The sequence below is a fragment of the Flavitalea flava genome (genome assembly GCF_054461575.1).
In genome coordinates, this window is the sequence record NZ_JBTLQH010000003.1 from 1 (window position 1) to 17,075 (window position 17,075).

General features: G+C 45.7%; 15 protein-coding genes. 10 read left to right on the forward strand and 5 right to left on the reverse strand.

Features of this window, described 5'->3' with window-relative positions:
• Window positions 1-320: 320 nt before the first annotated feature.
• The 3 genes from ACX0G9_RS04640 to ACX0G9_RS04650 all read left to right on the forward strand — a co-directional run bounded on the left by ACX0G9_RS04640 (window position 321) and on the right by ACX0G9_RS04650 (window position 3,435).
• Window positions 321-1,556 (forward strand): TlpA family protein disulfide reductase, encoded by a 1,236-nt coding sequence (locus ACX0G9_RS04640; protein ID WP_459063687.1) that lies wholly within the window; start codon window positions 321-323, stop codon window positions 1,554-1,556.
• A gap of 99 nt (window positions 1,557-1,655) precedes the next feature.
• On the forward strand, window positions 1,656-2,852 hold the full coding sequence (locus ACX0G9_RS04645) for a TlpA family protein disulfide reductase (RefSeq protein ID WP_459063688.1): 1,197 nt from the start codon (window positions 1,656-1,658) through the stop codon (window positions 2,850-2,852).
• Window positions 2,853-2,910: 58 nt separating this feature from the next.
• Window positions 2,911-3,435: a hypothetical protein gene (locus tag ACX0G9_RS04650; RefSeq protein WP_459063689.1), complete on the forward strand. Its 525-nt coding sequence runs from the start codon at window positions 2,911-2,913 to the stop codon at window positions 3,433-3,435.
• Between the two features lie 36 nt (window positions 3,436-3,471).
• Here the strand turns inward: ACX0G9_RS04650 and ACX0G9_RS04655 are convergent, their stop codons facing one another.
• Complete coding sequence (locus ACX0G9_RS04655; RefSeq protein ID WP_459063690.1) at window positions 3,472-4,413, reverse strand: PDDEXK nuclease domain-containing protein; 942 nt, start codon at window positions 4,411-4,413, stop codon at window positions 3,472-3,474.
• A 445-nt stretch (window positions 4,414-4,858) separates the two neighbouring features.
• Between ACX0G9_RS04655 and ACX0G9_RS04660 the strand changes: the two genes are divergently transcribed.
• Complete coding sequence (locus tag ACX0G9_RS04660; protein WP_459063691.1) at window positions 4,859-5,236, forward strand: SnoaL-like domain-containing protein; 378 nt, start codon at window positions 4,859-4,861, stop codon at window positions 5,234-5,236.
• Window positions 5,237-5,477: 241 nt separating this feature from the next.
• Window positions 5,478-6,950 carry a phytoene desaturase family protein gene (locus tag ACX0G9_RS04665; protein WP_459063692.1) on the forward strand — a complete coding sequence of 491 codons (1,473 nt, stop codon included), beginning with the start codon at window positions 5,478-5,480 and terminating at the stop codon, window positions 6,948-6,950.
• Here ACX0G9_RS04665 and ACX0G9_RS04670 read toward each other — a convergent pair.
• Window positions 6,915-8,327, reverse strand: coding sequence for an aminotransferase-like domain-containing protein (locus ACX0G9_RS04670; RefSeq protein WP_459063693.1), 1,413 nt, complete (start codon window positions 8,325-8,327; stop codon window positions 6,915-6,917). The genes ACX0G9_RS04665 and ACX0G9_RS04670 overlap by 36 nt on opposite strands.
• Window positions 8,328-8,428: 101 nt before the next feature.
• Here ACX0G9_RS04670 and ACX0G9_RS04675 point away from each other — a divergent pair, with 101 nt between their 5' ends.
• The 3 genes from ACX0G9_RS04675 (at window position 8,429) to ACX0G9_RS04685 (ending at window position 10,309) form a co-directional block, all read left to right on the forward strand.
• Complete coding sequence (locus ACX0G9_RS04675; RefSeq protein WP_459063694.1) at window positions 8,429-9,349, forward strand: DMT family transporter; 921 nt, start codon at window positions 8,429-8,431, stop codon at window positions 9,347-9,349.
• Window positions 9,350-9,356: 7 nt separating this feature from the next.
• Window positions 9,357-9,719 carry a hypothetical protein gene (locus tag ACX0G9_RS04680; protein WP_459063695.1) on the forward strand — a complete coding sequence of 121 codons (363 nt, stop codon included), beginning with the start codon at window positions 9,357-9,359 and terminating at the stop codon, window positions 9,717-9,719.
• 77 nt (window positions 9,720-9,796) lie between these two features.
• Window positions 9,797-10,309 (forward strand): cupin domain-containing protein, encoded by a 513-nt coding sequence (locus tag ACX0G9_RS04685; protein WP_459063696.1) that lies wholly within the window; start codon window positions 9,797-9,799, stop codon window positions 10,307-10,309.
• 16 nt (window positions 10,310-10,325) lie between these two features.
• Here the strand turns inward: ACX0G9_RS04685 and ACX0G9_RS04690 are convergent, their stop codons facing one another.
• Both ACX0G9_RS04690 and ACX0G9_RS04695 read right to left on the reverse strand, forming a co-directional pair.
• A complete protein-coding gene (locus tag ACX0G9_RS04690; protein WP_459063697.1) occupies window positions 10,326-11,747 on the reverse strand; it encodes a carboxylesterase family protein in 1,422 nt (473 codons plus the stop codon).
• A 112-nt stretch (window positions 11,748-11,859) separates the two neighbouring features.
• Window positions 11,860-13,047, reverse strand: coding sequence for an MFS transporter (locus ACX0G9_RS04695; protein ID WP_459063698.1), 1,188 nt, complete (start codon window positions 13,045-13,047; stop codon window positions 11,860-11,862).
• A 318-nt stretch (window positions 13,048-13,365) separates the two neighbouring features.
• Between ACX0G9_RS04695 and ACX0G9_RS04700 the strand changes: the two genes are divergently transcribed.
• Complete coding sequence (locus tag ACX0G9_RS04700) at window positions 13,366-15,804, forward strand: glycoside hydrolase family 9 protein (protein ID WP_459063699.1); 2,439 nt, start codon at window positions 13,366-13,368, stop codon at window positions 15,802-15,804.
• A 30-nt stretch (window positions 15,805-15,834) separates the two neighbouring features.
• Here ACX0G9_RS04700 and ACX0G9_RS04705 read toward each other — a convergent pair whose 3' ends face one another.
• Complete coding sequence (locus ACX0G9_RS04705; RefSeq protein ID WP_459063700.1) at window positions 15,835-16,203, reverse strand: winged helix-turn-helix transcriptional regulator; 369 nt, start codon at window positions 16,201-16,203, stop codon at window positions 15,835-15,837.
• Window positions 16,204-16,290: 87 nt separating this feature from the next.
• On the opposite strand from ACX0G9_RS04705, the gene ACX0G9_RS04710 reads away from it, so the two are divergent.
• The gene (locus ACX0G9_RS04710) at window positions 16,291-17,043 is read left to right on the forward strand and encodes an SDR family NAD(P)-dependent oxidoreductase (protein ID WP_459063701.1); all 753 of its coding nucleotides are present in this window, start codon (window positions 16,291-16,293) and stop codon (window positions 17,041-17,043) included.
• Window positions 17,044-17,075: the final 32 nt, after the last annotated feature.

Here is a 17,075-nt window from a genome sequence, read left to right on the forward strand (position 1 = left end):
ACAACCCGAACTGTTCGCTCACTGGACCATTGGCGCATTGCCATCGGTTGGATAATAGGAGCCGGATGATGCGTGAGCATCACGTCCGGTTCTGTGAGAACTTCAGGCTGAAATACCTGGATTTACTCGTTGAGTTCGTCACGCTTACCCTTTGAATTTGTCGCGTGCCGAACTCAATACGCTATGCGTTGCGGAACAGCCGGAAATGATGGGACCATGCGCCTATTTAAAATTTGTCGCACCGGGATAGGCATCACGATTAGTAAAACAAATATAAAAGCAAAACGGATTACGAATTAGTAAAGACAAAATTTATGAAGATGAAAAAAATGATTGTTAGCGTAGCCATGATGATGGCGGTGTTTGGCCTGCATGCGCAGGCAGGCAAGAAGACAGGAAAGGTCGTGATCGAAGGCACGATGACAGGAGATTTGAAAGGACATAATCTCATGTATACCTATAACCGCATGGGCCAGGATTCCGCCGTAATCAAGGACGGGCATTACCGTTTTGAATTTCCATTTAACGGGATCGTCCAGAAAATGCTATTGCCGGAATATATAACGAAGGAAGGGCAAATGTACCGCCCTTTCGGTATCCTGATCGACGGGCCCGGTACCTACTATATCACTTCGGATATCAGCAAAGGAATGCATGAATCCATTTTGAAAGGACAGGAGGGGATGATGTTGTTTAGTAATTATGAAAATGAGCAGGATGCCGCCAATCTTAAAATAAACAAGGTCCTGGGAGAACGCTTCGGGCAGGATTGGTGGCAGATGGAAGAAAAAGATCCCCGCTATGCAAAGAAACAGGAATTGAATGATTCCCTGCAGGAAGCTTTTGTGCTACCCCTCCTTGAAACCCTGCTGAGAGAACACCCGGATGCAAATGCAAGTGTTTATGTATTGTCGGTCAATGCCCGGGGCATTAATTCCGTAGATCGGCAGCTACAGCTATACAATATGCTCTCCGAGGGTATGAAGAAATCCGATGAGGGGATGAAATTCTATAATTTCATTCAGGGGGAGAAAAACTCCGGTATCGGGAAAATGGTTGCCAATTTCATCTTGCCCGATCCCCAGGACAAGCCGGTCTCCTTTGATCAGTTCAAGGGCAAATATGTCATGATCGATTTCTGGGCGAGCTGGTGTGTTCCCTGTCGCGCATCATTCCCGACCATGCGGAAGATCTACCATCAATACAAGAACAAGGGCTTTGAGATCTATAGCATTTCTATCGATGAGAATAAAAAATCCTGGCTGAAAGCGGTCAAGGAAGAAAATAATCCCTGGTCACAGGCCTTGGATACAAAGGACATTAATCATATCGGTTTTGCCGTAACAGGGGTGCCTACCACCTATTTGATAGATCCGCAGGGTAGGATCGTAGCCAAGCAGGTTGGTTTTGACGAGGGTAGCAAAGGACCGGTAGAAGAGAAATTGGCATCGATGTTCGGCGAGTTAAGCAATGCATTAACACCAGGTGCCGGGAAACCAGGAGAGAAAAACGTGATCCCGGCCGCCACGATGGTGCCGATGGTGCCGATGCAATAAGGAAGAAGCAATTCATCATTAAAATCAAACATTATTAATCAGACGATGAAAAGAAGAAACGTTTTCTCAAGAATTTGGGCTCCGACTATACTATTAGTCTTGGGACCTATCCTGCTGCATGCACAAACTGCGGCCCTTCCAAAGACGATTACGGTAAAAGGAAGCCTCCAATTTATCGACCCAAAAGGAGACAAGAAGGTCCGGCTTTTTAAAGAAATGATGTCCGGAAAGCCCAAACTCATTGATTCGGTCACGGTCAGTGAGGATAAAAAATCATTCCGGTTCGTTCTCAAACAGGACCACCCAGGTATCTATCACGTGGAAGCCTTACAAGGCTGGGATCGGGCCAGTTTCTGGAGCGATGCGGATGTGAATATGGAGATGCGCGGGTATGATACCTCTTTGTATAAAGTAAAGATCCCTCATTATAATTTTGTGGATGGCTCCATGGATAATAATTTTATCAACCTGTTCGAACATATCGAACAGCTCAGCTATCTCCGGATGATCGATGAATACAATGAGGAATATTATGCGCAGGAATATAAGGCAAAAGACTCCACCTGGATAACCCACTTGAAAATCACGCCAAGGTACGACTCCATGACCAGGGACCTGCATGAGCGGACCGACCTGTTATTCAAGGTATATAAGGATCGCCCGGTAGTTTTGTATGGATTAAGGAGCATGACTGGTGCGGAAAGCACCGGTAAATACGATTATGCCCTGCAGTCATTGGATAGACTGATCGGAAAATATCCCTGGCTGACAGAAGCTAAAGAGGCCAAACAAACCATTATTACCAATCGCGAATTGGCCCGGAAAGTGAAACCGGGAAAGCCGATCCCTTCCATTTCTTATCCTGACGGTAATGGAAAAATGCAGGGGTTGAAAAAATATAAAGGCAAATACCTGCTGATCGATTTCTGGGCAAGCTGGTGCGGTCCCTGCCGGCAGGCGATCCCCAAGGTCAAGGAATTATATGGCAAGCAGCATCCCGATGGGTTTGAAATTGTGAGCATTTCCATCGATGCCGATAAAAATGCATGGAGAAAGGCCGTTGGTGAAGAGAAAATGCCCTGGGAGCAATTGTTAAGTCCTAATATGGACGAGACTATGAAGCAGTTCCAGTTCAGCGGGGTGCCTACCTTCTATATCGTTGATCCGAATGGGAAAATCATACGGACGTTTACCGGTTATGGCCCGGATTCGGAGGCAGACATCGAGGCCATCCTTAAGAACAAAACAATGGCCCCGTCGGAGGAGTCCATAGCCATGCCTGCCATGGGTTTTTAAAGGAATAGCGCGGGATCCTTCCAGATAATTTTTAATGCATAATCTTTAATCGGAAAAAATGAAACAATTTATTTTTTGTTTTGTCTGTTTTTTTACTATTACCGGCGCTAAAGCGCAGATGGGCTCGGCCCAGGTAATAGTTTACGCCGTAGAAAAAGCGGTTGTCGTTAACGGAACCATGGATAAGGTATGGGCGCAGATGAGTAATTTGAAAGAGTTGCCGAAATATGCGAATGGGTATGTCACTGCTGTATCATTAGGTAGTGAGGGATCCGGCGGATACCACGAATTTGTACTTACCCTGAAAGACGGGTCAGAACGGAAAGGAAAAGTTCAATTGCTTAACCCGGCGGGCGAGACGCCAGGGGTCTGTGTTATCGAACTGGCGGCTCCTTTTCCTGCCGGTATAGAAGGAATTCTCCTGGTAATGAAAACAACGAATGGGGAAAGCCCCAATACGATAAAGGTAAGTTGGAACGCTTCCATTGGTGGAACTCCTGAAGCAAAGGCCAAACTGGTGAAACAATTTGAGGAAGAATTCGATGGATATCTGAAAGGAATAACGGAGCTGTTCAAATCATAACCAGGGATGAAAGAGCTCTTCAAAGGAAGGGCTCTTTCATCTTATTTCCTTATACCTCTTAATATCGCGAAGAGCATATTCTACATCGATCTTATCTTTCAGGCGACAAAGGAGAATGCCAATTGAAGGATTGTCTATGGGCTTTTTTAATTGGGTATCTACTGCGGAAAGGTAATAATTTAGTTTGCCAGCATATTCAGGTTTGAATTTACCTGCTTTCAGTTCAATAACAACATAGCATCGGAGATGGAGATGATAAAACAGTAAATCGAGAAAGTAGTCTGATTCACTTATTTCCAATTTGTACTGCCTGCCGACGAACGCAAATCCCTTTCCAAGCTCCAGCATAAACTCCGTAATTCTTTGGGTCAACTCATTCTCAATTTCTCTTTCCTTAGATTGATCATTAAGTCCTAGAAAATCAAAGTGATAAGGATCCTTAATTGTTTCTACCGCCAAATCAGATTGAGGCTTTGGCAAGGTTAATTGGAAATTATGGTCCGCCTTCCCGGCCCTTAAATGGTACCCATTTTTAATATTTACTTCGAGTGAATCTCGTGACCAGCTATTTTTGTGGACAGCATTGGCATATAATAAAATGATTTCCAGTTCTTTAAATTTCTGAATCAGCAATAACTGGTGCCTCCATGGAAGTTGTGCAACGGGCTGGTGCACAACTTCTCCAAAGTTGGAAAAGAACAAATACCATTGTCGGATCGCATAAAGATTTCTTCGGGAAAAACCTTTTATTCCAGGGAATTCACGTTTCAAATCAGTAGCAACCTGCCCAATAAAATTTTCACCAAAAGAGAAATCTTTTTCCCTTAAAGTTATCTCCTTTCCCAGATCCCAATATATTTCAATTAAGACATTATTAACGCTTGCTGCAGCTTTTAATTGGGCCTGTTGCACTTTCCTCTTTATCTCTAGTAGCCAATACCGATATTCATTATCGGTGAGCACCTTACTCGATTCCATTATCTTCAATTTTAATAAAATAATCCTAGGAAAATGAGTATTTAATTACGAAAGCGGGATGCCTAAAAACGGCATGCGAGAAGAAGGTTAAGACTTTGCAAATTTTAGCTATTGCAGGTGGCAAAGCTAAGTAAAATAATCATCCAATGAAATTTAAATAATCAGATTCGCTACCCGACAAAAGGCAAGATGGTTCGGTCATGGGGTAGGGGATCTCATTTTTTTTCTCGAAAAGCCGCGTAAAAGAATTTGACTGCCTACCTGGATTTTTCTTTTTCTTTTAAAAGCTCCTTAAAAATATTTGCGTAACTCAGAAGTTACTTATATATTTGCGTAACTATAAAGTTACTCATCATGAAACGATCAATTAACCAGCAATTGTCCTCAGCAACGCTTGAAACAATCCGGATGATCGGAGATAAATCACCATCAAAAAAATAGAACAATGACAGCAATCAAAACAGCAATGACAACACAACAGGTAGCAACGCGATTCAATGAACTTGCACAGCAGGAAAAATGGTTCGACATACAGGATGAGCTTTTTGCAGATAATGTAAAAAGCATCGATCCGCCCAACTCTCCTTATTTCGGTAATGCGGAAGGCAAAGCTGCGGTTCGAAAAAAAGGTGAGGATTTTGTAAAAAAGATCGAAGGCGCTCACAAATTGTATACGTCCGAACCCCTTGTAACCGGCAATCATTTTACGGTGGCAAGGGAGAAAGATATTACTGTGAAAGGATTCGGAAGAATACTGATCAAGGAGATCATGCTGTATGAAGTGAAAGATGGCCAGATCGTATTGGAACAGTTCTTCTATTAGAATGTGTTGACAACAAACTACTCAGAAACAATTTCGAGGCAGTCAGAAAATTCAGGAGACATAATACCAAAAGTCAATTCTGGCTTTAAAAAACAACCTCTGTTATTATCAACCGGAACAGGTCCGCATTTTTTGCGGACCTGTTCCTTTCTATAACCATTCAACAACCCGTTAAAAGCTATCTTTGCCCCTGATTTAAATGGGAGGGCGATAATTTTTAACCTCCAAAAATGTATATAAATTGAATCGTTTAGAAAAGAGAGATTTTGACGCAGTGGTAGTAGGATCGGGACCAAACGGTCTGGCTGCCGCCATCACGCTTCAACGCGCCGGTCTTTCGGTCCTGTTGCTGGAGGCAAAAACAACTATCGGAGGAGGCATGCGCACCGAAGAGCTGACCTTGCCCGGTTTTCGGCATGATGTGTGTTCGGCGATCCATCCCATGGCGGCCGTTTCTCCTTTCCTGCGCACCCTGCCCCTTGACAAACACGGTCTGCAGTTCGTCCTTCCGCCTGTTTGTGCCGCACATCCTTTGGATAACGGTCACGCTGCCTGTCTGTATCCTTCGTTGGAAAAGACGGCTTTATCCCTGGGGGACGATGAATCTGCCTGGCTCAACTTATTCCGCCCGCTCCTAAAAGACTGGCCCGGGCTGGAAACCGATGCCCTTGGGCCGCTTCGGTTTCCCCGTCACCCCCTGGACATGGCCAGATTCGGTCTGAAAGCCTTATCCCCGGCGCTCACCCTTGCCCGTCGTTTCGGTACACCCGAAGCGAGGGCTCTTTGGAGTGGCATGGCGGCGCATTCCATTCTCCCGTTGTCCAAATTGGGGACTTCTGCGATAGGCCTGGTGCTCTCCATTGCCGGACATCTTCATGGATGGCCCATGGCAAAAGGTGGTTCTGCCTCCATCGCCGGGGCTATGGCCAGCTATTTTTTATCGCTGGGAGGAAAAATCGAAACGAATTTTCCTGTTACCAGCCTGGCGCAGCTACCTTCCAGTCAATGTGTCCTCTTTGACACAAGTCCCCGGCAGTTGCTGAATATAGCGGGTCATCGGTTTTCGGCGCTGTATAAGGCACAATTACAACGATTCCGGTATGGAATGGGCATTTTCAAAGTCGATTGGGCCCTGGATGGCCCCATCCCTTTTACCAACGAAGATTGCAGACAGGCTGCAACGATTCACCTCGGCGGCACGCTGGAGGAGATTGCCGAAAGCGAGGCACAAACCTGGAAAGGGAGGCACCCGGAGAAACCCTTTGTCCTGCTGGCCCAGCAAAGCCAGTTCGATCCGACAAGGGTGCCGCTCGGAAAACATACCGCCTGGGCTTACTGTCATGTACCGAACGGATCAGAGACCGACTGCACGCAAATTATCGAAGCGCAGGTAGAGCGTTTCGCTCCCGGTTTCCGGGACAGGATCCTTGCCCGGCATGTTTTCGATACTGTAGGATTGGAGGCCTATAATGCCAATTATATAGGAGGTGATATCAACGGAGGTGCTATTGATATCAGTCAACTTTTCACCAGGCCGGCACTGAGAGCCAGCCCTTACCGCACCTCTGCAAAAGGGATATATATCTGTTCATCCTCTACTCCCCCGGGCGGCGGAGTACATGGCTTGTGCGGGTATCATGCGGCAAAACGGGCGGTTAAAGATATTTTCCCCTCAAATTCAAATCATTTTCGCCAGAGTTCCCAGTTGTTTTAATTTAAACCTTATTTCCTCTGACCAGGGCAGGCCAATACAAAGTCTCATACAATTTTCAAATTGATTTTGCAGGGTAAACATTCGCCCCGGCGCAATGCTGATACCTTGTTTAATCGCCAGATCATAAAGTTCCACCGTATCGGTTCCTTTGCTGAATTCAACCCAAAGAGCGAGACCGCCCTGAGGTCTGCTTGTTTTGGTTCCCTCCGGAAAATATTGGGCTATGGCATGGACATAATTTTGATAATTTTCCATCAAGGTCCGGCGTAACTGTCGCAAATGATTATCATACTTACCCATTTTCAGAAAATTGCCAACCGCTTCCTGTACGATAGTAGCGGAAGATATGGAATGGACCAGTTTCAGCTTTAGCAGCTTTTCTTTGTATTTGCCCGGTGCGACCCAGCCCACCCGATAACCTGGCGCCAGGGTTTTTGAGACGGAACCGCACCATAAAACATTGCCACCTTTATCAAATGATTTGCAGCATTTTGGACGTATCGTACCGAAATAGAGGTCGCCATATATGTCATCTTCAATCAGTGGAATATTATGTTTGGACAAAAGGTCAACGACTTCCTTTTTATGTTCATCGGGCATACAACTGCCGAGCGGAGTGTTGAAATTAGGAACCAGCAGGCAAAGATCAATTTTGGGAAGGGCTTTTTTTAAGGCATCCATCTCTATGCCCGTGACAGGGTGGGTTGGCAGTTCCAGTATTTTAAGACCGAGACTTCTCGCCAGCTGTAAAATACCGGGATAACAGGGGCTTTCCATGGCGATGGTGTCTCCCGGTTTTCCCAGGGCCATCAGGCAAAAAGAGAGAGCGTTCATACCCCCGTTGGTCGTTATCAGCTCATTTTCCTGCAAGTTTCCTCCCCACCCTATGGAGCGGGCAGCGATCATCCTCCGCAATTTTACATTGCCCTGCAAGGGTTCGTATTCTGTTCCGCCTTCTCTGAGTTCCCGGGTTGCCTGCACTATTTCCTTTTTCAATTTTGCCAATGGCAGCAGATCTCCGGAGGGAACTCCGATGGAAAAAAGGGTGAGATGATCATTGGCCATATTGGCATAGACTTTACTGATCAGTTCATCCGGCTCGTTATTTTTAGCTAAAGAGGATGGCCGGCTTACTGTCGGAAGGGGAAGTTTTAGGTAAGGCAGCCGGTTTACAAAATAACCCGACTGCGGTTTGGAGACGATCAGGGATAAAGCTTCCAGTTCCAGGAACACCCTCTTTGCGGTATTCATACTAATACCATGTTCGGCACATAACCTCCTTACAGAAGGCAATCTGTCTCCGGATTTTAACACCCCACCGGTGATCTGTCCGGCAATTCCCCGGGAAATTTCAGTATACAGATAATCTTTACTCATACTGCAAAATTAACTGTGTCCATTGAAATACACAAAACTGAGACTGTTTTAGTGTCTATTCCTTCTTTATTTTGCATCCATAAAAAAATGATCACCCTATCATGACTGGAAGTAAAATTAATACAGGCAAAACAACAGAGAACAATAACAAAGGTTGGATAAATGGGTTCATCGGCGTATTGATATTCAGCGGCTCCCTACCTGCAACCAGAACGGCTGTCCTGGATTTCGCACCGGTTTTTTTAACGGTTGCCCGGGCAACCATTGCAGGACTGCTTGCTCTTTTCCTCCTTCTGATTTTTAAGGCGAAGCGGCCTGCAAGGGGACAGGTTTTCCCGCTGGCGATTGTTGCTTTAGGTGTCGTTGTTGGATTTCCGATGCTGACAGCGCTGGCCTTGCAGTATGTGACGTCTGCTCATTCCATTGTATTCGTGGGCTTGTTACCGCTTATGACGGCAATATTCGGTGTCATTCGCGGAGCAGAGCGTCCCCGTCCTGCATTCTGGTTATTCTCGGTTTTAGGAAGTTTATTGGTTATAGGTTTTGCCATTGCCCGGGGCCTCTCCGCTTCACCTGTCGGAGATGTCCTGATGTTGCTGGCCATAATTTTGTGCGGCCTCGGTTATGCCGAAGGAGCAAAATTGTCAAAAACACTGGGAGGATGGCAGGTGATCTCCTGGGCATTGGTTCTGTCCTTACCATTTATGGCGCCTATAATGTTATTGCAGCTTCCGGTGTCATTCGCGGCAATTGGTGCGCCGGCCTGGATCGGCCTGGCTTATGTTTCCCTGTTCAGTATGCTGATTGGTTTTATATTCTGGTATCGCGGGTTAGCCCAGGGCGGTATTGCAGCCGTGGGGCAACTGCAGCTCTTGCAGCCATTTTTTGGACTGACCCTGGCCGCTACCATACTTCACGAAAAAGTGAGCATGGGGATGTTAAGTATCACCGTTGGCGTAATTCTTTGTGTGGCCGGTTCAAGGAAATTCGGCTCCTCCCGGAGAATAAAAGAAATGGGCTGAGGATATTTTGAGAACAACGGATGAACCATACATGCTGCAGCTTTCCGTTGATCATCCGATCCTGTTGGCTGACGGACGGGACCTCACCTTTGTCACTGTACGGGTGGCTGATAAGAATGGGTTAACCGTGCCGGATGCAAAAAATTCCCTTAAATTTTCGATGGAAGGTCCGGGGAGGATCGTCGCAACAGATAACGGCAATGCAGCGGATCTTGTATCCTTCCTTTCGCCGGAACGTGCGGCATTCAACGGTTTATGCCTCGTGATCGTTAGAAGTAAAGCTGGCCGGCCAGGAACGATCAGATTGAACGCGGAGTCCAAAGGACTTAAAACCGCGAACATCTCATGGGAAAGTGTAAAAGGCTATTAAACCTGGTTAAATTTCTCTATATTAATCAAAATTGATTATTTATGAAGAATAGAAGGAATTTCCTGCATACCGCAGCATTGGGATTTCTGGCCCCCTCCATACTTTCATTCGCTAAATCAAATGTTGAGAATAATTTGCCTGGAAAGGGAATTGTACGGCAAGCTGAAGAAGGAGAAACCTATTTTGTAAGGGAAAATACGCCAATTACCATTACAGTTTCAAAGACAGTTGACAACATTGATACGATTTCCATTTGTACGGAAGAGATATTGCCCGGAAATGGTATATCCATTCACAAACACCTGAATGAAGATGAAATATTCTTTTTTCAAAAGGGTAGTGGCATTTTCCTTTTAGAAGATGAAGAAATCCCTATTAAAGGGGGAGCCACTGCATTTGTACCGAAAGGCACATGGCATGGGCTTAAAAATACCGGTACGGAATCAATGGTATTTACATTCGGTTATACTCCTGCCGGATTTGAAGATTTTTTTAGGCATATCGGGACATTGAAGGGAACAACTTTTAAGGCAAAATCGAAGGATGAAATTTCATTATTAGCCCGTAAATATGGCATGGTATATAAGTGAAAACCTTTATGTTGTTTCAGTCCCGTTTCTGGGCAAACAGCCAATCCCACAAACCTGGTGTGATACTTACCTGGTACCAGATGTTATGGCCTTCATTGGGAAACTCGGTATATTTTGGATTTCCGCCTGCTTTCCGGATCGCGCTTATCATATCCCTTGAGCCCTTGACCGGGACGTGTTTATCCTTTTCGCCATGGAAGGCCCATACAGGTATATTTACAATAGCAGGAGCGCGTTTGGGGTCGACTCCGCCACAGACAGGTATAGCCGCGGCAAATAGATCCGGCCGGGTACAGATAAAATTCCAGGTTCCATACCCGCCTCTTGAAATTCCTGTTACGTATCGTCTTTTTGCATCTATGGCAAACTGGGTATCCAATGAAGCAATAGCTTGATATACCAGGGAATCTACTGACGGATAATTCGGAATACCTCCCCAGCCTGAACCCGGCGGGCAGTTGGGGATAAAAAGAAAGGCAGGGTATGTTTTTCTTTCCATCTCACCGGATAAGATTTCAGCCGCAGCCGCTCCTTCGATTTGTCTTATTTTATCCGTTCCTGGTTGACCTCCATAGGGCAGGGATACGACAAGCGGATATTTTCTGGTGGAATCGTAGTTCAAAGGTTTTAGTAATCGGTAAAGAAGGGTATCACCTTTAGGGTTAACAAATATCCTGGCTTCAAAAAGTGCTGCCAACTCTTTAGTCTTTTCAAAATTCCGTTTATCCCAGTATAAGGACGAATAACTTTCTGAAGTTATCATTATGCCGAAAGTCAGCATTCCTATAAAACCTGCTATTCCCACAAAACCCATTGTATTTTCAAAAGATTCCTGAACAGGCATATCCCTGTTTTCCTTCTTTACCAGTCTGCTTTCACTTATGAAATGGAAGATAAACAGGAGGGGAATCAGGCAAGTGGCCAGGGATGTCCATTGCGAAATCTTTCCCAGGGTATTGTTTATTTGGGAAACGGGGGAAACCAGGCTCCAGATAAAAATTGATCCTAAAATGGACGAAAGAAAGAGGATTAAAAATCCGGATGCCTTTAGCCAGGGTCTTTTTCCTGTGCTCGAAAATATAAGACTTACTCCATATACGATAGAGGCCATTATGAGAAAAACTACCACCGGGGTTCTTAATGTTCCCAGTTTCCCTGATGCGATTATCATATAGGTGACAAAAGCATTACAGGCGTTTGCGATGGCTAAAATTGTTCCGGTAGAAAAGGCAAACCAATACTTTCGGGCGTAATAGTACTTTAAAAGAAGTATTGCTCCTGCGAGGGAGACTACATTTACTAACCAAAACCACGGAACAAAGGAGTCCAGAAAATAAAATTTTGCGCCGATCAACAAACCGGTTATCCCCTGCCATAGGCTACATGCGACAGAAAGCCCTGAAAAAGAAATGATTAATATGTAAATTTTTTTATTCATTCCAAGCATATTTTTACGTTTCCTGATGAAAGGGAACTTTATAGCGGTTCTGCTTTTATCAAATTATTGAAATTTTTTGGATGAAACAATATGATTGAAAGTTAACGCTGGCTTATTCAGCTTTTGAACGCCGCATTGGATCGCTGAACACCAGGAGAACAGTGATCAGCCCAATGACAAAAAAACTCAGGACAAGGGGAGCAACTCCATTGACCATCAAGCGACTAATGACGGATCCCAATGTTGCCCCAATAAAAAAGAAAGAAGTCCCGTAAATAGCTGAGGCCATACCTGCCATATTTCCCATTGGCTCCAGGGCCAAAGCACTGCTGTTTGGCTCGACGGCAATATTAATAGCCATTAGCAGGGCTACGGCAATGAAGAAGGGGAGCATGCCCGGCGGATCACCGAAAAAGAAGGTGAACAGCAGCAGGAGGCTTCCTATAAGGGCATAGACGAGAAGAAGCCCTCTTAAGGTTCGTCGTGCACCATACCTTGATGAAAGACGGGAGTTCAGAAAGGAGCAAAGAGACATCAGCAACCCGATGCCAGCAAAAATCCAGGCAAATAGTTCCGGTCTGCCGTAGATTCCTCCTACAATATGTTCGGAGCTGGCGACATACGAACTTAATGTCGTGAAAAGAAGGGTGGTAATACCGGTATACCGGAGAAAGGTCCGGTTACCCAGGACCTGACGGATAGAATGACTAATATTTTTCCAGTTCAGAGCGATGCGTTTGTCGCTGGGAAGGGATTCCTCGAGTCTGAGGGACCAGAGAAATATGATAACCGCAAACAGAGGAGGAGTGAGGAATACCATCTGCCAGGATGAAACGGACAGAATAGCCAAACCTAAAAAGGGAGCAAGGATTGGAGTGAACAGGAATAGGGTAAAGATCAGGGACATGATACGTGCCATCTGATCACCGACAAAACGATCACGAACACCCGCCATAGTAGTCATAAAGACTGCTGACGCCCCCATCCCGGCCACAAAACGCGCAACAAGCATGAGTTCCAGGCTAGGGGCAAATGCCGCGGTTATCCCACCGGCGATATAGAGGGGGAACCCGACTTTTAAGATCGCCAGTCTTCCGAAACGATCAGAGAATGCACCAAAAATGATCTGTGCAACCTGACCCATGAAAAAGAACGAGATGATCTGTGCTGTTGCAGTTGATCCCGGCCTCAGCCCAAAGTGTTCGCGTAGCTGTCCAAATGCAGGTAGCATGATATCGATTCCCAAAGCCGTCAGGGTCATAGTGCAGGCTGATAGGGCAATAAATTCGGTTGTTTTCATTTTCATCTGCTGATACTTAGTATATTTTTACAGTTGTTCCTTTTTGCAAACAGTTGTTACTTTTCGCATACAGTTGTTCTTTTTCGCAAAGTAATTTAAGGCTTCCCCTCAATGTGGGTTTCATTTTTCATGCCGACCGTCCGCAAAAATTACCATTTAAAGAATAATAAACCAAAAGGCGAACTTATGGCGCTTATTCGGCAATAAATAGTATTTTTAATTTCTGCATTCTGATATACATCCGGGGAGTACCCCGGTTATACTCCTGTATACGTTCAATGGTATTTAATTTTAAAAGATAAACTAACTACGCCGTTTATGAAAAGGATCACTACATCCGTTTTATTCCTTGTTTTTCCAGTCTGTTTGTTGTTTGCCCAGATAGATGAGCAATTAAAAGAGGACATTCGTAATACCGGTTATATACATAGTCCGTTGCGCTTGGATTATACAAAATCCTTTGAATCTTTCGGGCTTACTAAAAAAGTACTGGTTTCCAATATGCTTTGTAATATGGAAGATCTTGGTAAATGGTCTCATAAAGGAATTGGCGGTATGAGCGTGACGACGGAACGAAGCATAGAAGGGAGAAACAGCCTTCGGTTGGTTGCGCCAACCACTTACCCCCAGTTTCTGGACTGGGGCCTGGGTTTTGGTACCTCCCTTGCCAGTTATACTGTGGGAGGGGCCAACTGGGAGAAATACAACCGCATCCGGGTGTTTATATATCCTCATTGTGAAGGAGCCCGTACTATTTATCTTAATTTGATCGTAGAAAATGAGGGTAAAATCAAAGTGCCGGACAGGTATGGCCGTGAGGGGATACATGAAATCAATCTGATCAATGGTCAATGGAATGAATGTTTTGTCGAGATGTCCGAACTCGCCCGGGATAAGGTGACGAAACTTTCGTTTGGTATTGAAGTTTTTGGAAAAGAACGGACCATGGGCGATTCATTGAAATTCGATATCGATGCAGTATCGCTGGAAACGGTCGAAAACCCCGAAGTGGTCAGCGGCTGGGTTCCGGCGGCAAACAGGATCATATACTCTACTACGGGATATGGGGTGGAAAGCGAGAAGTCGGCAATCGTGCGGGTAAATAAACATAACGGGAGTTTCCAGCTATTGGATAATATAACTTCGGGTGTAGTATATCAGGGGAAAATCAATTCCGGAAAAACTGCACTCGGCACTTTTGAAACCATTGATTTCAGTGATTTTAAGAAGGAGGGGCAATACAAGATCAGGGTAGGAGAGGTTACCACCCAACCTTTTTATATCAATCGCAATATCTGGGATAATTCCGCCTGGCGGGTATTGAATTTTATATTTTGTGAACGCTGCGGCTACCCGGTTCCCGGAAAACATGGGGCTTGTCATACTGATCTCAACGGAAAATATAACGGGAAACTGTTTGCCCTGAATGGCGGCTGGCATGATGCCGCCGATATGTCACAGCAGACCGTACAGACCGGCGAAATAGCCTATTCGCTTTTAGAAATGGCCAACAAGGCAAAGGAGAAGGGCAATATCGATCTATCCCTCCGGTTATCCGAGGAAGCGCAATGGGGTATTGATTTTATTCTTAAAACCAGGTTTGATGGCGGTTACCGGATGCAGGACTGGGGCACCAACTTGTGGACCGATGGTTTTATCGGCACTAAGGACGATACCAGCGGATGGCGTCCGGAAGTGGTACATAACAGTGGTTTTGAAAATTTTCTTTACTCGGCAATCGAAGCCTATGCATCTTTGACCATGGATAAGGATCCCATGTTAAAAGCACATCTCGGCAAGGTCGCCAAAGAAGATTTTGCCTTTGCGCTCGAACGGTTCGAAAAATTGGGGTATAATGAACGCATAAACAGGGGAGGGCATGCTTATATGGCCTCTCAGAGCCAATATATGGCAACGGTATCCTGGGCGGCCAGTATGTTGTACAAATTAACCAAAGAGAAATATTACGCAGATAAGGCCGCTGACTTTATAAAGTACACCCTTTCCTGTCAGCGTACGGAGCCCCTGAAGGATCAACACAAAACAAGAGGCTTTTTTTACCGCGATCAGAACAGGAAATCGATCGTGCATTTTACCCATCAGTCCCGCGACTACGCCTACATGCAGGCTTTGACGGCACTTTGTGAAACGCAGCCAGAGAATCCCGACTATAAAAAATGGGAGGAATCCATCCGGATGTATGGCGAATACCTGAAAAATATTATGCATTATGTCGAACCCTATGGATTAGTGCCGAGCGGAGTATATAATGTGGATGAAGTAAAGGATTCGGTTAATTTTTATGCGGTACAGGTTGGGGTCAGAAGCGGGGCTACTCAGGATTATAAAGAGCAATTGGAGAACGGGTTCAAACTGGATGACGAGCATTATCTCCGGGTTTTCCCTGTTTGGTTCTCGTTCCGGGGGAATGCGGCTGTTCATCTTTCTACCGGTAAGGCAGCAGCACTCTGCGGTAAATTCTTAAAGGATAAAGAGCTGATGAATATAGCCGAACAACAACTGTTCTGGATAGTGGGAAAAAACCCATTCGGCCAGTCGTTGATATGGGGAGAGGGCAGCAATTATCCTCAGTTATATACTGCCTTGCCCGGGGAAACGGTGGGTGCAATTCCGGTGGGTATGCAATCCCGGTATAATGAGGATACCCCTTACTGGCCGCAGATCAATACGGCTACCTATAAGGAAGTTTGGGGAGCCTCGGCAGCTCGTTGGCTATCCCTGATCTCCGAATTTTAAAGGGAGGAAAAGGGAAGGTTTGACGCTTGCTTAGATCCGGTTCGTTGCTAAATTCCGGTGTTTACCGCCCCATTCACTTAATTGTTTAAATATTGGTCCGAATGCTAAAGCCATCTCCGTGAGTTCATATTCTACCCGTGGAGGAACTTCTGCAAAGACGGTTCGTTTAACCAGCCCATCTTTTTCCAGGGCCCGTAACTGCAAGGTCAGCATCCGTTCCGTTATATAGGAGAACTCTTTTTTCAGCTCGCTGTACCGGAGTTTTTTGTACTCTTCCAGCTTGCTTATGATAAGTATTTTCCATCTGCCCCCGATTTTGTTGACGGCATACGTAAGATCACATTCAACAATGTGTTTTTCGTTCCGCGTATAAGTCGAATTACTCTTTCTGGCTGCCATTACATACAAATTTGTATGTACCATACAATTGGTGGTACTACCTGTAAAATTAGATGCTGCCTGTTAATTTTGCAAAAAAGAAAAATCATGGATCTCTATTTAAAAGGGCAAACGGCCGTAGTGACAGGGGCCAGCCAGGGAATTGGCCGGGCCATCGTAAAAGAATTGGCTATGGAAGGCGTAAAAGTCTTTGCCACTGCCAGAAACGTAGAATTCCTGAACAGCCTCAAAGATGAAGTTATTGCTGCAGGCGGCGTGGAACCAGTTACGTTTGTCCAGGATTTCGTCGCGCCCGAAGGGCCGCAAAAGATTGCGGCTGCGGCGTTGGCAAGCCTGGGGCATGTGGATATTTTGATTAACAATGCGGGCCGTAGCCAGCCAATGGATGTTGTCGGAAAAGAGGACGGGTGGGTCGGTTCCATGACACTGGATTTTGATCGTCCCCGGCAATTGGCCCAACAGCTTTTGCCCCATTTTATAGCGCGTAGGCAGGGTTCCATTCTGAACCTGGCCAGTACCTATGAGTTACGCATGATCAATGCTTCGGCAGTTGCCAAAGCGGCCCTGGTCTCCTGGTCCAAAGGACTTGCCGGACAGGTGGGACAGTATGGCATCAGGGTCAACTGTCTGCAGCCCGGCCTTATAGATACGGAGAATATCCGCCCTTACTTCCCCGGAGAAGAGCGTAGGAAATTCGCCGAAAGCGAGATCCCTCTGGGTGATTTCGGTGACCCGCAGGACATGGCCAATATGGCCGTTTTCCTGGTGTCGTCCCGGGCGCGGTATATCACTGGCACTGTTGCCGTAGTCGATGGGGGAATGCGCCGCTATGCGTTCTGAACATTACGCCAAAATCCTATACATGTTTCATT

What these genes read in the sequence shown, in the direction of transcription:
- ACX0G9_RS04640 (WP_459063687.1), top strand. Translation starts at nt 321, where the DNA reads ATGAAAAAAATGATTGTTAGCGTAGCCATGATGATGGCGGTGTTTGGC.
- ACX0G9_RS04650 (WP_459063689.1), top strand. Translation starts at nt 2,911, where the DNA reads ATGAAACAATTTATTTTTTGTTTTGTCTGTTTTTTTACTATTACCGGC.
- ACX0G9_RS04655 (WP_459063690.1), bottom strand. Translation starts at nt 4,413, where the DNA reads ATGGAATCGAGTAAGGTGCTCACCGATAATGAATATCGGTATTGGCTA.
- ACX0G9_RS04660 (WP_459063691.1), top strand. Translation starts at nt 4,859, where the DNA reads ATGACAGCAATCAAAACAGCAATGACAACACAACAGGTAGCAACGCGA.
- ACX0G9_RS04670 (WP_459063693.1), bottom strand. Translation starts at nt 8,327, where the DNA reads ATGAGTAAAGATTATCTGTATACTGAAATTTCCCGGGGAATTGCCGGA.
- ACX0G9_RS04675 (WP_459063694.1), top strand. Translation starts at nt 8,429, where the DNA reads ATGACTGGAAGTAAAATTAATACAGGCAAAACAACAGAGAACAATAAC.
- ACX0G9_RS04690 (WP_459063697.1), bottom strand. Translation starts at nt 11,747, where the DNA reads ATGAATAAAAAAATTTACATATTAATCATTTCTTTTTCAGGGCTTTCT.
- ACX0G9_RS04695 (WP_459063698.1), bottom strand. Translation starts at nt 13,047, where the DNA reads ATGAAAACAACCGAATTTATTGCCCTATCAGCCTGCACTATGACCCTG.
- ACX0G9_RS04700 (WP_459063699.1), top strand. Translation starts at nt 13,366, where the DNA reads ATGAAAAGGATCACTACATCCGTTTTATTCCTTGTTTTTCCAGTCTGT.
- ACX0G9_RS04705 (WP_459063700.1), bottom strand. Translation starts at nt 16,203, where the DNA reads ATGGCAGCCAGAAAGAGTAATTCGACTTATACGCGGAACGAAAAACAC.
- ACX0G9_RS04710 (WP_459063701.1), top strand. Translation starts at nt 16,291, where the DNA reads ATGGATCTCTATTTAAAAGGGCAAACGGCCGTAGTGACAGGGGCCAGC.